Source organism: Halobaculum rubrum (genome assembly GCF_019880225.1).
Classification (GTDB): Archaea; Halobacteriota; Halobacteria; order Halobacteriales; family Haloferacaceae; genus Halobaculum; species Halobaculum rubrum.
Genome location: NZ_CP082284.1, coordinates 2,659,820 through 2,675,240 on the forward strand (window position 1 = coordinate 2,659,820; position 15,421 = coordinate 2,675,240).

The 15,421-nt window shown below is 68.3% G+C and carries 14 protein-coding genes; 9 read left to right on the top strand and 5 right to left on the bottom strand.

Annotated elements, in window-relative coordinates; all coding sequences use genetic code 11:
- The first annotated feature begins 236 nt into the window (after positions 1 to 236).
- The gene (locus tag K6T25_RS13590) at positions 237 to 2,057 is read left to right on the top strand and encodes a formate/nitrite transporter family protein (RefSeq protein ID WP_222914990.1); all 1,821 of its coding nucleotides are present in this window, start codon (positions 237 to 239) and stop codon (positions 2,055 to 2,057) included.
- Between the two features lie 30 nt (positions 2,058 to 2,087).
- On the opposite strand, the gene K6T25_RS13595 is transcribed toward K6T25_RS13590, so the two are convergent.
- Complete coding sequence (locus K6T25_RS13595) at positions 2,088 to 3,173, bottom strand: TIGR04053 family radical SAM/SPASM domain-containing protein (protein WP_222914991.1); 1,086 nt, start codon at positions 3,171 to 3,173, stop codon at positions 2,088 to 2,090.
- Between the two features lie 48 nt (positions 3,174 to 3,221).
- Positions 3,222 to 3,755, bottom strand: a complete 534-nt coding sequence (locus tag K6T25_RS13600) for a halocyanin domain-containing protein (protein ID WP_222914993.1) — start codon at positions 3,753 to 3,755, stop codon at positions 3,222 to 3,224.
- 101 nt (positions 3,756 to 3,856) lie between these two features.
- Here K6T25_RS13600 and K6T25_RS13605 point away from each other — a divergent pair, with 101 nt between their 5' ends.
- The 5 genes from K6T25_RS13605 to nirK all read left to right on the top strand — a co-directional run bounded on the left by K6T25_RS13605 (position 3,857) and on the right by nirK (position 9,593).
- Entirely contained in the window at positions 3,857 to 4,162 is a 306-nt protein-coding gene (locus K6T25_RS13605) for an Htur_1727 family rSAM-partnered candidate RiPP (RefSeq protein ID WP_222914995.1), read from the top strand.
- Positions 4,159 to 5,373 carry a TIGR04347 family pseudo-SAM/SPASM protein gene (locus K6T25_RS13610; protein WP_222914997.1) on the top strand — a complete coding sequence of 405 codons (1,215 nt, stop codon included), beginning with the start codon at positions 4,159 to 4,161 and terminating at the stop codon, positions 5,371 to 5,373. Before K6T25_RS13605 ends, K6T25_RS13610 begins: the two co-directional genes overlap by 4 nt.
- A gap of 80 nt (positions 5,374 to 5,453) precedes the next feature.
- On the top strand, positions 5,454 to 5,861 hold the full coding sequence (locus K6T25_RS13615) for a MoaD/ThiS family protein (protein ID WP_222914999.1): 408 nt from the start codon (positions 5,454 to 5,456) through the stop codon (positions 5,859 to 5,861).
- 164 nt (positions 5,862 to 6,025) lie between these two features.
- Positions 6,026 to 8,320, top strand: a complete 2,295-nt coding sequence (locus tag K6T25_RS13620) for a nitric-oxide reductase large subunit (protein WP_222915001.1) — start codon at positions 6,026 to 6,028, stop codon at positions 8,318 to 8,320.
- Between the two features lie 205 nt (positions 8,321 to 8,525).
- The gene (gene nirK, locus K6T25_RS13625; protein WP_345778224.1) at positions 8,526 to 9,593 is read left to right on the top strand and encodes a copper-containing nitrite reductase; all 1,068 of its coding nucleotides are present in this window, start codon (positions 8,526 to 8,528) and stop codon (positions 9,591 to 9,593) included.
- An 18-nt stretch (positions 9,594 to 9,611) separates the two neighbouring features.
- Here nirK and K6T25_RS13630 read toward each other — a convergent pair whose 3' ends face one another.
- The 3 genes from K6T25_RS13630 to K6T25_RS15720 all read right to left on the bottom strand — a co-directional run bounded on the left by K6T25_RS13630 (position 9,612) and on the right by K6T25_RS15720 (position 12,401).
- Complete coding sequence (locus tag K6T25_RS13630) at positions 9,612 to 10,718, bottom strand: sensor histidine kinase (RefSeq protein WP_222915003.1); 1,107 nt, start codon at positions 10,716 to 10,718, stop codon at positions 9,612 to 9,614.
- Between the two features lie 195 nt (positions 10,719 to 10,913).
- Positions 10,914 to 11,591 (bottom strand): helix-turn-helix domain-containing protein, encoded by a 678-nt coding sequence (locus tag K6T25_RS13635; RefSeq protein ID WP_222915005.1) that lies wholly within the window; start codon positions 11,589 to 11,591, stop codon positions 10,914 to 10,916.
- A gap of 6 nt (positions 11,592 to 11,597) precedes the next feature.
- Positions 11,598 to 12,401, bottom strand: coding sequence for a halocyanin domain-containing protein (locus tag K6T25_RS15720; RefSeq protein WP_222915006.1), 804 nt, complete (start codon positions 12,399 to 12,401; stop codon positions 11,598 to 11,600).
- A gap of 266 nt (positions 12,402 to 12,667) precedes the next feature.
- Here K6T25_RS15720 and K6T25_RS13645 point away from each other — a divergent pair, with 266 nt between their 5' ends.
- From K6T25_RS13645 to K6T25_RS13655, 3 genes are read left to right on the top strand one after another with little or no spacing between them, the layout of a single operon-like run.
- Positions 12,668 to 13,480 (top strand): DUF445 family protein, encoded by an 813-nt coding sequence (locus K6T25_RS13645; protein ID WP_222915008.1) that lies wholly within the window; start codon positions 12,668 to 12,670, stop codon positions 13,478 to 13,480.
- 48 nt (positions 13,481 to 13,528) lie between these two features.
- The gene (locus K6T25_RS13650; RefSeq protein ID WP_222915010.1) at positions 13,529 to 14,659 is read left to right on the top strand and encodes an inorganic phosphate transporter; all 1,131 of its coding nucleotides are present in this window, start codon (positions 13,529 to 13,531) and stop codon (positions 14,657 to 14,659) included.
- Between the two features lie 53 nt (positions 14,660 to 14,712).
- Positions 14,713 to 15,411, top strand: a complete 699-nt coding sequence (locus K6T25_RS13655; protein WP_222915012.1) for a dolichyl-phosphate hexose transferase — start codon at positions 14,713 to 14,715, stop codon at positions 15,409 to 15,411.
- The last annotated feature ends 10 nt before the right edge of the window (positions 15,412 to 15,421 follow it).

Sequence of the window (15,421 nt, forward strand, 5' to 3'; positions counted from 1 at the left end):
TTCATCCCCGCGTTAAAACACGGGGCTTTCTCCTCGTACTTCCGTAACCGCGATCGTCGGCACGGAACCGGAACCGCGATCGTCGGCACGGAACCGTGAGAACGGTGCCCTGAACGGGAGCTGTTCGGCGGCGAGGCCCGCCACACGATCGTGATTGTGCGACGGCCCTCCACGTCTCGGATGCTGACCGTCCGGTGAAACCAAGCTTCTTTGTGTAGGTGGGGGTGGTACGGACAATGGCTGCTCCGCACGACGACTCGCCCCCCGACGGCGGCGGCGATCGCGAACACACGGACAACGGCGTCCCGGAGTCGGGATCGGTCATTCCGGACCGCTTCTCATCGGACGAGGTGTTTCAGCGGATCGTCGCCGACGCGGACCACGAGATCACCTCCGGCGCGCGCGAGTTGTTCTTCGCGGCGCTGGCGGGCGGGTTCGCGATCACGATCACGCTGTTGGTGTACGCCTCGATGTACCCGCAGACGGACAGCAGCGTCGTCGCGGCGCTGCTGTACCCGATCGGCTTCATCTACATCATCATCGGCGGCTATCAGCTGTACACCGAGAACACCCTCCCGCCGGTCGCGTTGACGCTGGAACGGCTGGCGTCGGTGCCGGCGCTGTTGCGTCACTGGACGATCGTGGCGCTCGGAAACTTCACGGGCGGCGCGATCGGCGCGGTCGTGCTCGCGTACGGCGGCGTGTTCTCTCCCGAGGCGGCGGCCGTGGCCGCGGATCTGGCGGCGACGGGCGTGTACGAGACCACTCCCTGGGAGCTGTTCTTCAAGGGGGCCTTCGCCGGGCTGATCGTCGCGGGCGTCGTCTGGATGAACTTCGCCGCACAGGACACCATCTCCCGGCTCGTCGTCGTCTATCTCGCCTTTCTCACTATCCCGCTGGGGAACCTCTATCACAGCGTCGTCTCGTTCACCGAGGCGGTGTACCTCATGCTCGTCGGCGACCTGGGGTTCCTGCTGGCGATGACCGACTTCGTGATCCCGGTGTTGGTCGGCAACACCGTCGGCGGGGTGGTGCTGGTCACGATCGTCAACTACTATCAGACCACCGAACAGCGCCTCGAGACGGCCCGCTTCGAGGACGTTCGCAGACTGTCGATCCGCGAAACGCTGCTCGGGAGTCTCGCCGGGCGCTCGTACGTGCCGCTGTTCGACACGGTCGAGGAGTTCGTCCGCGACCCTGACTCCTATCGGATCCTCGTCCCGATCACGAACCCTCGAACCGAATCCCGGCTCGTCGAGATGGCGTGCGCGCTCGCGTCGACCCGGGAGAAGGGTGTCGTTCACGTGGTTCACGTCGTGCAGATCCCGTCCGGATCGAACCCCGGCGGACGCGGCCCCGACCACGACCGAATCGTCGACGAGTCGAACAAGCTGCTGACGGACGTTCGCACCATCGGCGAGCGATACGAGACGAAGATGGAGACCTCGACGCTGGTCACCCATCGCTCGTTCGAGGACGTGTTCGACCGCGCGAACCGTACCCGTCCCGACCTGGTGATGATGGGTTGGGCCGACGACGGGGTGTGGGCGTCGGCCCGCGCCGAGCGCCCCATCGACGAGCTGACCAACCGCCTGCCGTGTGACTTCCTCGTCGTCAAGGACCGCGGACTCGACTGCTCGCGCGTGCTCCTCCCCACGGCGGGCGGTCCCAACTCCGTGTTGAGCGCGGAGGTCGCCCGCGGGCTCCGCGAGGCCCTCGGCGCGGAGATCTCGCTGCTCCACGTCGCCGACGGTTCCGGGGACCGCGACCGCGGCGAGGCGTTCCTCGCGGAGTGGGCGGCCGAGAACGACCTCGAGGACGCCGACCGCATCGTCGACGAGTCCGGCGACGTGGAGGACTCGATCGAACGGGCGGCGGCGGACAACACGCTCGTCCTCATCGGTGCCACCGAGCAGGGGCTGCTCTCGCGGCTCGTCAGCGACTCGCTCCACATGAACATCGCCGACGACGTGGAGGCGTCGCTGCTGTTGGCCGAACGTCCCTCGGACCGGCCACTGTTGAAGCGCCTCATCGGGGCCGGTCGACGCAACAAGTAGTCCGGGGACAGTCCGCCGGGGGGCGCCGGCTCAGGCGTCGCCCACGCGGTCCGGAACCGGACCGTCGTACCCCTCGGGAACGTACGGGCACAGCGGGTCCGAGGCGAGCGGGTCGCCCGTGGCGGCGTACGCCCGCGAGCGCGACCCGCCGCAGACGTCGCGGAACTCGCAGGCGCCGCATCTCCCCGTGAGCGCGTCGCGGTCGCGCAGCCGCTCGAACAGGTTCGCGTTCCGATACAGGTCCACCAGGTCGTCCTCGCGGACGTTGCCCGCCGGCTCCGGAAGAAAGCCGGATGGCGTCACGTCGCCGACGTGGTTGACGAACGCGAAGCCGTCGCCGGCGCGGACGTTCGGACGCGTCGCGGGTGCGCCCGATCCGGGGGCCAGCTCGGCCGGACCGACGCCGCGCCGTTCGAGGCCGATGCGGGTGTGGTGGGGGGCCTCGGTCGTCTTGACCGCGAAGGAGGCGTCCTCGTCGACGCTGTGGAGCCAGTCCATGACCGCGTCCGCCCGTTCCGGCGAGACGGGGTCGAGCATCGCCCCCCGTCCGACCGGAACGAGGAAGAACACGCTCCAGCGCACCGCGTCGAGGTTGCCGACCAGTTCGCGGACGGCGGGGAGCTCGTCGACGGTGCGCGCACAGACGGTCGTGTTGATCTGCAGCCCGAGGTCGGACTCACGGATCCATCGCGCCGCCCGCAGCGTTTCCTCGAAGACGCCCGGCTCGCCGCGGTAGCCGTCGTGGACCGCGGGATCGCCGGCGTCGATGCTGAGCGCGACTCGCCGGAGGCCGGCGTCCGCGAGCCGCTCGATGCGCTCGCGCGTCAGCGACGCGGTCCCGCTCGGCGTGAGCGCCATCCGGAGGCCTCTCTCGTCGCCGTGGGCGATCAGCTCCGCGAGGTCGTCGCGCTTGAGCGGGTCGCCGCCCGAGAGGACGACCACCTGCCCGTCGCCGAACTCGCGGGCCGACTCCAGGAGACGCTTGCCCTCCGCGGTCGTCAGCTCGTCCGGGTGTCGCCCGGGTGTCGCCTCCGCTCGGCAGTGATCACAGGCGAGTTCGCACGCGCGCGAGGCCTCCCACACGAGGACGATCGGGCGCTGGCTCGTGTCGAACATTGTGGGTGTCGTGGGCGTCGTGGCTGTCGTGTGTGCTCGGTCCCTGGATCACTCGACGACGACGACACCTTTCATGCCCAGCGTTTCGTGGGGGACACAGACGTACTTCGACGTTCCGGCGGACTCGAACGTGTGGGTGAACGTGTGCCCTTCCTCCGCGACGAGTTCGGACTCGAAGGAGCCGTCCTCCGCGACGACGTTGTGGCTCGCCCCCTGTCCGGTCCACTCCCAGGTGACGGTCGTCCCGGCGGACACGCGCACCGCGGCGGGTCCGAAGCCGTAGTAACCGCCGTTCGCCTCCGTGCCGACCTCGACGGTCACCGCGTCCGAGCCCGTCTCGTCGACGACGCCGTCGTAGTTGTCCACGTTGTCGAACCAGCCGTCGAAGGAAGCGCTCCCGGACCCGCCGGAGTCGCCGCCGCTCTCGGTCGGCGTCGGTGTCGGCTCCTCGGTCTCCATGCCGTCTCCGGATCCGCCGCCGGAGCCCCCCCCGGAACAGCCGGCTAGCCCGGTGAGGCCGCCGACAGCCGCCAGTCCGGTCGCGCGCAGTACCGTTCGCCGGTCGAGTGATCGATCGGTCATCACTCCCCCGTAGCGTCGGTGTGAATAAGCGGAGCCTCTCGATTCCCACTCGCTGGGAGTCGTCGTGAACGCCGTAGGGCTTCCCGCCGGTGTCGGGAGTGATGGCAGACTCCGACCAGCGCACGCCGGTACGCCAGCCACGGGCGGACGACGTCCCGGAGTGGGAGGTGTTCCTCCGCGAGTCGTCGGGCGACCCGCTCCGACACGCGGGCAGCGTCACCGCCCCCTCGGCGGACGTGGCACACGAACAGGCGAGCACGCTGTTCCCAGACGCGTCGACGCAGTGGTTGGCACGCAGCGACCGGGTCGCCCGGTTCAGCGACCGTGACCTCGGCGCCGAGTACGAACCGCCCGCGACAGTCGACGTCGATGGCGACACGGACAGTGAGGGGGGTGTCGAGCCGTGATCTCCGTCAGCAAACTGCTGTACAACCTCGACGCCGAGGGCGACGGGCTCCGGTACGGCGACGCGGACTCCACGGCCGAACAGATCCGCGAGCGGAAACAGGAGCGCCCGGTCGTCGTCTGGAACGGGACCAAGCGGTGCAACCTCTCGTGTGCCCACTGTTATGCCGGCGCCGACGTGGGGGCGGCTCCCGGGGAGCTCTCGACGGCCGAGGCGAAGGGAATGCTCGACGAACTCGCCGACTACGGCGTCCCGGTCGTGTTGTTCTCGGGCGGCGAACCCCTCGTGCGCGAGGACATCCCCGAACTCGTCTCGCACGCCCGCGACGCCGGGATCCGCCCGGTACTGTCGACCAACGGAACGTTGATCACCCGCGACCGCGCGCGCGAACTCCGCGACGCCGGCCTCGCGTACGCGGGCATCTCGGTCGACGGCCGTCGGGAGGTGAACGACGCCTTCCGCGGCCAGGAGGGCGCGTTCGACGCCGCCGTCGACGGCATCGAGGCGTGCCTCGACGTGGGACTGAAGACCGGGCTGCGTTACACCGTCACCGAGGACACCGTGCCGGACATGGAGAAGGTGGTCGACCTGCTCACCGACGTGGGCGTCGATCGGTTCTGCTTCTATCACCTCGCGTACGGCGGACGGGGCGTTCCAGACGCCGATATCACGCCCGACACGCGCCGCGACGCGGTCCGGCGTCTCGTCGACCTCACGCGCGAGTACTACGAGGACGGCGAGGAGATCGAGACGCTGCTGGTCGGCAACTACTGTGACGCCGCCTATCTCGTCGAGTACGCGCGCCGCGAGTTCGGCCCCGAGCGCGCCGAGCGCGTCCGCCGGTACCTCGAGGTCAACGGCGGCGACCCCGCCGGCGAACGCGTCGCCGACATCGACTACCAGGGGAACGTCCACGCGACGCAGTTCTGGCAGTCGTACTCGCTGGGGAACGTCCGGGATCGCCCGTTCGGCGACATCTGGGAGGACGAATCGAACTCCCTCCTCGCCCGGCTACGCGATCGCCCGGACAGCCTCGGCGAGGAGTGTCGCTCCTGTTCGTATCGGGACATCTGTCGAGGGGCGTCGCGACTGCGCGCACTCACCGTCGAGGGGGAGTTCGGCGCGCGCGACCCGCAGTGTTACCTCACGTCCGCGGAGCGCGCGGGCGAGAGCGCGGTCGGGGAAGGGGCGCCGCCGTCTCACGCCGACTGAGGTATCCCTCGGGAATCACCCGGACCGTTACGAACATGTTCGGGGCGTCGTTGAGGGACGCAGGCCCCTGATATAGCTCCATGAGTACCGTCGATACCGAGGGAGTCGAGCGTGAGGACGAGCGAACCGCCACTACCGTCGAAGTGAAGGGGACCGGACGGCTGTACGACGCCCTGCCGGAACACCGGTTCGAATACACCTTCGAGGGGACGACGCTCCGTGCGTTCCTGGAAGCGTTCCTCGAGGAGCACGACGTGGCCGAGTTCCTCATCGCCGAAACGCCGGAGGAGGAGGTCGCTCACGGCTGGGCGCCCGAACCGGATGAGCTCCCCGACGATTTCACGGCGAATCACGAGGGTGATCGCACGCGGGCGTACGCGCGGATCGCCATCAACGGTCGGTTCAACGAGCACCTCGGCGGGTTCGATACCGAGTTGGCGGACGGGGACCGCGTCGCGCTGATGTATCCGTTCATGTACTGCTGTTGAAACCACCGCGTATACTCTCGTTCACCGTTCACCGAACGGACACTCCTCACGGCGGCCGAGGCGGCCATCCTGTCAGGGACGGACATTGAATATATTCGCCGCCGTCCCCGGGCGATCGGAACGGAGGGTGGAGTAAACCACACGACTCGAGTACTGCCGACCGCATGCGAGTAACGAGACGCACGCTGGCGAAGGCGCTCGTCGTGGCGTTCGTCGTGAACCTCGTCGTGATGGGCGCCGGCGCCGCGTTGGCGTACGAGAAGGCGCCGCCCGTCCCCGACCGCGTGGTCGGTCCCGACGGCGAGACGATCGCGACCGGCGACGACGTCCAGGCAGGGAAGGTCGCCTTCCAGCAGGACGGGTTGATGAATCACGGGTCGATCCTCGGCAACGGGGCGTACTTCGGCCCCGACTACACCGCCGACGCGCTCGATCTCAAGACCGAGGCGATGCGCGACTACTACGCCGAGGAGCGCTACGGCGACGCCTACGGCGACCTCCCCGCCGAGGAGCAAGCCGCCGTCGACTCGCTCGTGAAGTCGGACCTCGACGACGGAACGCCCGGCGACGGGGTCATCGAGTACTCCGCCGCCGAGGCGTACGCCCACGAGCAGGTCAGAGAGGAGTACGTCGAGCGGTACCACGAGGGCTCGGACGCCCGCGGCGTCCCCGTCGACATGATCGACTCCGAGGAGGACGCGCGGCGCTTCGCCGACTTCGCGCTGTGGACCGCGTGGTTCTCACACACCGACCGCCCGGGCGCCGACCACAGCTACACGAACGACTGGCCGCCCGCGCCCGCCGCCGGCAACACCCCCGGCGCGTCCGCGATGACCTGGAGCGTCATCGCGATGGTGCTGCTCGTCGCCGGCGCCGGCGTGGGGATCTGGCTGTACTCGTCGGTCGACCTCCCTGAGCCCTCTGCGGAGGGGGTCGACGTGCCGCATCCGGACGACATCGACCTCCTCCCGAGCCAGTCGGCCGCGCTGTGGTTCGTTCCCGTCGCGGCGTTGCTGTTCCTCGTACAGACACTGCTCGGGGGGCTGCTCGCACACTACTACATCGAACGACACGCGTTCTTCGGCCTGGAGACGATCCCCGGCTTGGGAATCGATGTCCTCCAGCTGCTGCCGTTCGCAATGGCGAAGACGTGGCACATCGACCTGGGGATCCTCTGGATCGCCACGCTGTGGCTGGGCGCGGGACTGTTCCTCCCGCCGCTGTTGACTGGGTACGAGCCCGACAACCAGGCGCGGTACGTGAAGGGCCTCCTCGTCGCGTTGGTCGTCGTCGTGGCGGGCGGGCTCACCGGCATCTGGCTCGGTGCCCACGGGTACTTCGACGGCGACCTGTGGTGGATCCTCGGCAACGAGGGCCTGGAGTACTTGGAGGTCGGAAAGCTTTGGCAGGCCGGCCTGCTCGTGGGCTTCCTCGCGTGGGCCGCCCTCGCCGCACGCGGGCTGAAACCGCTGTTGAAGCGCGAGCCGCCGTACGGGCTCGCGCACATGATCCTCTACGCCGGCGGCTCCATCGCGCTGCTGTTCACCGCGGGGTTCCTGTTCACCCCGAAGACGAACATCGCGGTGACCGAGTTCTGGCGCTGGTGGGTCGTCCACATGTGGGTCGAGGGCGCCTTCGAGTTCTTCATCGTCGCCGTCGTCGCGATGACCTTGGTGTCGATGAACCTCCTGCGGCGCCGCTCGGCCGAGAAGGCCGTCCTGCTGGAGGCGCTGCTCGTGATGGGCACCGGCGTCATCGGCGTCAGCCACCACTACTGGTGGATCGGGATGCCGGACGTCTGGGTCCCGCTCGGGAGCGTGTTCTCCACGCTGGAGCTGATCCCGCTGGTGTTCATCCTCTTCGAGGCGATCAACGAGTACCGCGCGCTCGCGAACAGCGGCGAGGCGTTCCCGTACACGCTGCCGTTCATGTTCATCATCGCCTCGGGAGTGTGGAACTTCGTCGGGGCCGGCGTGCTCGGCTTCTTCATCAATCTCCCGCTGATCAACTACTACGAGCACGGCACCTACCTCACGGTCGGCCACGCCCACGCCGCCATGTTCGGCGCGTTCGGCTTCCTCGCTATCGGCATGGCGATCTACGTGCTCCGGTTCACCGTCTCGAACTGGAGCGGGCGGCGCCTCCGGTGGGCGTTCTGGCTGTGGAACGTCGGCCTCGCGCTGATGGTGTTCGTCAGCGTCCTCCCGGTCGGGTTCATCCAGCTTGAGGTGTCGTTCACGCAGGGGTACGACGCCGCGCGCTCGCTGGCGTTCTACAACCGGCCGCTGATCCAGTCGCTGTTCTGGGCGCGGCTCCCCGGCGACACGCTGATCATCCTCGGGACGGCGCTGTTCACCTACGACGTGGCCGCGAAGCTGACCGCCCGCCGCGTCGCCGACGACCCCGACCGCGTCCCCGCCGGCGGTGCGGTTCGGCCGTTCCTCGAGGACGACGACTGACCGGGAGCGGATCCCCCCGGGACGCCCGCCGTCGTCGTTCTTCCTGCTTTCTGGCCATCGGATCTCGATCGATCGGTCCCCCGACGGCCACCGACTTCCGTTCACCCGGCACGCGAACTTGTTCGGCCGGGTCCCGCGCAGTCGGGAACCACGAACTCGGTTGATAGGGTGTCAGCCCATACGTGCAACTGCGAGGTACCCACTGATGCCCACAACACGACGTACGACGCTGAAAGCGCTCGGAACCGGTGCGGGCGGGGCCGCCCTCGCCGGGTGTTCCGCGAACGCGCCGACCGACACCCAGACCGAGACCGCACGAAAGACCACCGAGAAGAAAAGCGGCAAGCCGACGAGGAAGCGCGTCGCCGCGGACCCGACTGACGTCCCGGACCCGATCGACCGTGACACGTCGGAGACCGTCGAAGTCGACATGGTCGCTCGCGAGGTGCGCGCGGAGATCGAGGACGGCGTGGTCTACGACTACATGACGTTCGACGGGCAGATCCCGGGCCCGATGGTCCGCGTCCGCCGCGGCGACACCGTCCGGGTGACCCTGACGAACGCCGAGGAGAACGCGATGCCGCACAACGTCGACTTCCACGCCTGCTACGGGCCCGGCGGCGGCGCCGAGGACACGACAGTCGCGCCCGGCGAGTCGGCAACGATCCAGTTCCGTGCGGAGTACCCCGGCGCCTTCATCTACCACTGTGCCGTCCCGAACCTGGACTACCACATCGCCTCGGGGATGTTCGGGATGATCCTCGTCGAGCCGGAGGACGGACTCCCTGAGGTCGACCGCGAGTTCTACGTCGGCCAACACGAGATCTACACGGACAAGCCCGCCGGCGAGAAGGGGCGTCACAGCTTCGACCTGGAGTCGATGAAGGCGGAGGACCCGACGTACGTCGTGCTCAACGGGCAGAAGTACGGGCTCACGCCCGACCGCTTCGGCGCGTTGAGCGCCGAGACCGGCGAGACCGCCCGCATGTTCATGGTCGACGGTGGTCCGAACCTGAACAGCAACTTCCACCCCATCGGCAACGTCTGGACCGAGGCCTACCGCGACGGGGCGCTCGCGAGCAACCCCGAACGGTTCGTCCAGACGATGAACGTCCCGCCGGGAAGCTGCATGGTCGGAACCATGGACTTCCCCGTGCCGGAGGACATCAAACTCGTCGACCACGCGCTCTCGCGTGTCGCGCGCAAGGGGATGCTCGGAATCCTCTCGGTCGACGGCGAGGAGAACCCGGACGTGTTCGATCCCTCGCCGTAGCGTCGGACGATCCGAGCGCTACGAACTCTTCGAGCCCGCAGCGACCGGCAGTCTCACCGTCGCCTCGCTGTCCCCGCGTTCGTTCGTCCCGATCGTCAACGACCCGCCGTAGAACTCGATCACCCACTTCGAGAGCCACAGCCCCATGCCGCTGCTGTGGCGCAGTTGCGTCTCGGCCTCGTCGTCGTTGATCAGCGCGCGCTCGTCGGCCGGGAACCCGTCGCCGTCGTCGACGACGCGGATCTCGACCTCGTCGCCGACCCGCCGTTCTCGGACCCGGACGTCCACGGGGTCGCCGCCGTGCTCCAGCGCGTTCTCGACCAGCTCGACGACCGCGGTCACGACGTGGTCGCCGCCGCGGACCGCGGGGGTGCCGTCCGAGTCGATCCGAAGCGAGGCGTCGGGATGCCCGTCGGTCAGCGAACTGCGGCGCTCCTCGATCGAGTCGCTCACCACTACGGACGCGCGGGTGTCCGGATCGCCCTCGAGCAGTTCGTCGATGACTTTGACGCGCGATTGCGTCTCGTTCAACTGCCGGGCGATCGACACGATCTTCGCCGCGACGTCGGTGTTCGCGCCGTCGCCCCCGTCGGTAGCTTCCTCGGCGTCGTCGCCGCCCGACCCGTTCGGGATCCGGTCGCTGTAGCCGATCAGCATCTGTGCCGCGTGACGGAGATCGTGACGGACGAACCGATTCACCACGGCCGCCTTTCGCCGCTGGTCGGCGACCGTCCGAGCCCGGATCCGTCTGACGTCGTTGACACCGATCAGCACGTGTGCGAAGGCGCTGACGCCGACGATCACCGCTCCCGAGAGCAGGGGAGCGGCGACGCGCCCCCCATCGGCCGCCTGGAACGTTCCGACGAGCGCGAGGACCGCGACCGTCACGACGACGCCGAGCGTGTTCCACCCGGCGACCCGAAGGAGGTGGTCGGACGTGACGGTACTCCGGTACAGCATCGGCCCCGCGATCGCGAACGCCCCGCCGAGCACGAGTACGGCGCCGACGATGATCCCACCCGGGAGGCCGGGAACGCCGCTCGACAGGGACGACACAGCGACACCGGCCAGTCCTAGGCCGGTGACGCTGACGATCGCTGTCGCCATCAACCGTCGTAGATCCATTGGCGAGGCCACTCATCGAGAACAAAAAACGGCGTTGGTTCGGGTACCCTGGGCGTGGACGGACGAACTCGACCGACGGAGATCGACCCGATCGACGTGGGGGTCACCGATCGGGAGCACCGACACGGAACCGAAGTGATCGCCGGGATGGATCGGTCCACCCCACACGGCCGACGCGCCAGTCGGGAGAGTGCGTCAGTCGTTCGTCGGCGCGAGCGGCGACCGGTCCGACTCGACGTCGAGCGCGTCGTCCGCGAACCGCTTGATCACCTTTCCCTCGGCGCGGTGGAGCCGTTCGCTCGCAGTCGACTTGGCGATCCCATGCTGGTCCGCGAGTTGGGTCAGCGTGGTCTCGCGCGGGGTGTCGTAGTAGCCGGTCCGTATCGCCGATGCGAGCAACTCCCGCTGCCCGTCGGTGAGGAGGTCCTCGGCGTCGATCGCGTCGTGAACGTAGTCGACGACGTAGTCCATCCCCATCGTCTCCAGCGCGGTCGCGAACGCCGAGAGCCGATCGCGCGAGCCGGCGACCGTGAGCTTGGCCGTCCCCCTCGCCACCTCGACCGGATACTCGACGGGAAGTCGCGAGTCGAGCAGCGGCAACAGCAGCCTGGCGTCCGTCGTCTCGACCCGAATGATCGCCTCGCGAACGTCCTCGGCCGCTCGCTGGAGTTCGACCTCGTCAACGCCGTCGGCGGCATCGATGTCGCGGACCACCGACGGCGCGTCGTCGCCACGCAGCGCGACGAGCGCAACCCCGCCGCGTTCGGTCGGCAGCACCGACAGCACCGACAGCGTCGCGTCCGGATGTGACCGGGTTACCTCCCCGACCCACACGTCCTCCGGGAGCGTCACCTCGAGTCGCGCGCGAGCCACGGCCGGTCACCTCGCCCCGTCGTCTGCGGCACCCGCCGACCGGCTCCCGCCGTCGGTTCTGTATCCGGGATCGGCGCCTCCCTGTCCATCGTCGTCGTCACCGAACAGGAGCATGAACAGCCCGAACACGAGCGGCGACAGTACCGCGCCGATGCCGCCGCCGAGCAACAGCAGCGCCGGGGCATCCCCGGCGCCACCGCCGTCGCCACCGGACCCGCCGTCCGCGCCGCCGCCGGCTGACTCGTTCGTCCCACCGGCGGGTTCGGTCGTAGACGACGTTTCAGTGCCGCTGCTGCTGGTTCCGTCGGATCCACCGCCGTCGCCCGACCCGCCGACCGCGGCGTCGCCGACGACGACGGCGCCTTTCATCCCGAGGGCCTTGTGCGGCGTGCAGGCGTACCGGTAGACGCCCGCCGCCTCGAACGTGTGCTCGAACGTGTGGCCGGCGTCGCCGACGAGCTCCGACTCGAAGGAGGCGTCACCCTCGGCGGCGACGTTGTGCGAGCCGCCGTTCCCCGTCCACTCCCACGTGACGGTCGCTCCGGGGTCGACGCGGACCGCCGCGGGCCCGAAGCCGTACCCACCGCCGTTCGCCTGCGTGCCGACCTCGACGGTCACCGAGTCCGCGCCGGTCTCGTCGACGACGCCGTCGTAGTTGCTCACGTCGGAGAACCACTCCTCGAGCCCGCCGGACGACTGTGCGGCCGCCGGCGCTGCGGCGGCCCCGCCGCCGGCCGCCGCGACGCCGCCCGCCAGCGCCGTTCGAAGCACGTCCCGCCGCGACACCGATGATGTTCTCGGATCTCTCATACATGTTCGGCTTATGGACCGGTACTAAAGTGGGACCGCGGTGGATCCCAACGATTGGGAACGACCGGGACCGCGCGTTACCTCACCGGTCGAGCCCCTCCCGGCATCCCGTCGTCGGGCGAACGTGCGGAGCCAGCGGTCGACACGCGAGTTTAAGCCCTTCGAGCCACCAAAATCGGTATGCACGTATCTCGCTCCGAGCGACGGGGCCGAACGGCGGGGCGCACGGACGGTAGTAACGGATCCGGGGTTTCGGGGTGCCACCGGTGAATCCGCAACGCGTCGACTCCATCGTCGACCTGACGTACGGCCTCCTGATCGCGTTGGCGGTCGGGCTGATACTCGTGCTCGGCACGTCGGTCGGGGTCGCGTTCGGGCTGGGTGTCATCGTCTCGTTCGTCATCCACATCGGCTGGAAGATGGCCCGGTTCGACCCCCAGTGGATGACCACAGAGGTCCAGCAGACGGTCGAGGAAACGGTCGAGGAAACGGTCGAGGAAACGGTCGCGGACACCGTCGACGAGTCCGTCGGTGAGACGGTGGAGAAGACGGTCGCGGACACGGTGGACAAGACCGTGGAGGAGACGGTGGGGGCGACGGTGGAGAAGACGGTCGACGAGACGGTGGGCGAGACGGTAGAGGAGAAGATGGAGAAGACGGTGGGCGAGACGGTAGAAGCGAAGGTAGGCGAGACGGTCGACGAGACGGTGGAGAAGACGGTCGACGAGACGGTGGGCGAGACGGTAGAAGCGAAGGTGGGCGAGACGGTCGACGAGACGGTGGAGAAGACGGTCGACGAGACGGTCGACAGGACGATGGAGGAGAAGGTGGGCGACACTGTGGAGAAGGCGGTGGAGGAGACGGTAGAGCAGACGGTCGGCGACACTGTGGAGAAGGCGGTGGAGGAGACGGTGGAGGAAAAGGTGGGCGCGGCGGTGAAACAGTCTATCGACGAAAAGCTCGGCGACGGTGACGACCCGGACAGCGACGCGAACGGGGACGCCGACGCCGGCGCCGACAGCGATCCGTCGGGCGAGGCTGACGACTCTTCCGACGCTGATCGATCGACTGACACGTGATCCTGAGAAAGCAAGACCTTAGCGGATACGCCCAGAAATACCGGTAATATGGTTGAGCTACTCCTTCTCGTCGGCGTGCTCGTTTCGATGTTCGTCGGCTACAACATCGGCGGATCGACGACCGGTCCCGCGTTCGGGCCCGCGGTGGGGGCCGGTGCAGTGTCGAAGTCGACCGCGGCGGCGTTGATGACGACGTTCTTCTTCGTCGGTGCGTGGACGATCGGCAGACGCGTCGTCGACACGCTCGGCTCGGAACTGGTTACGGCATCCGGCGTGTTCACCTTGGAGACGAGTATCGGGGTGTTGTTTTTCATCGGATTGGCGCTGTTCGTCGGCAACGTCTTCGGCGTGCCCGCCTCGACGTCGATGACCGCCGTCGGCGCCATCGCCGGGCTGGGCGTCGCGAACGACGCGCTCGACTGGGAGATCATGGGCGGGATCGTGATCTGGTGGGTTGTCGCCCCGGTCATCGGCTTTTGGGTGTCGCTCATCATCGGCCGCTACTTCTACGATCGACTCGACGGCCTGCTCGCGATGCAAGAGACCGACGGCGTGGTGTTCGACATCGATCGGTCCGACGGGATCGTGCCGAGCGTCTCGATCCACGACGACGCGAGCGGGCGCGAGGCGATCGGCGTCGCCGCCGTGATCGCGATCGGCTGTCTGATGGCGTTCAGCTCCGGCACGTCCAACATCGCGAACGCCATCGCGCCGCTGGTCGGCGCCGGTGCACTAGAAATGAATCCGGGTATCCTCATCGGCGGGCTCGCCGTCGGGATCGGCTCGTTCACCATCGCCCGTCGAACGCTGGAGACGATGGGGAGCGACATCACCGAACTCCCGCTGACGGCCGCGATCGTCGTCGCGTCGATCTCCGCGGCGCTCGTGGTGTTCCTCTCGTTCATCGGGATCCCCGCCAGCTTCGTCGTCATCGCCACGATGTCGATCGTCGGCCTCGGATGGGGGCGTGCTACCCGCCCGATCGCCGTCTCGGAGGCCGTCCGCGGCGAGACGGAGGAAACGCCGTCCGGTGACGCGGCGGAGGCCGCCGACATCCCGACGCCGGGCGAACTGTTCGACCCCGCGACGACCGCCCGCGTCGTCGTGATGCAGAACGTCGTCCCCCTCATCTCGACGGTCGGTGCCTTCCTCACCTTCCGGTACGCGCCGTTCTTCTGACCGGTATCGCCTACTTTCGGCAAGCCTAAAAACCTCCGACGAGAGCGACTGGTATGGACCAACGGTCGTACGACCTCGACGACGTAAGCGTCGTCATGGGGGCGTACAACGAGGCGGAGGCGATCGGACCGGTGCTCGACGACATCGAAGCGGCGACGGACGGCCGCGCCGAGGTCGTCGTGGTCGACAGCTCCGACGACGGCACGGCTGACATCGCTCGCGAGCGCGGTGCCCGGGTCGTGGACCAGCCGCCCAGCGGCTACGGCGCGGCGGTCCGCCGCGCGCTGTACGAGGCGAGCAACCCGGTCCGGATCACCACCGACTGTGACGGCACTTATCCGATGGACCGAATTCCTGACTTCCTCTCGCTAGTCAACGACGGGTACGACGTGGTCAGCGGGGACCGGCTGTACCACGGCGCCGACACGATGCCGGCGATGAACCGGCTCGGGAACCGGGCGTTCGCGGCCGTCGCGAGCGTCCTCTGCGGCCACACCATTCACGACGTGACGACCGGGATGCGCGCGTACCACGTGGACGCGATCGAGTCGATCCGGTGGACCGAGAACACCGGCCTGTCCGCGGAACTGCTCGTTCGACCGGCGATGCGCGGCTATCGGATCCGCCAGGAGCCGATCGAGTACGACGAACGACTCGGCGAGACGAAGCTCGACCCGTTCTCCGGCGGCGCGGAGATCGGCAAGTCGATCCTGAAGTGCTGCCTCGAGGAGCGAGTCCGGCAGCTTCGGTAGCGCGGACGGA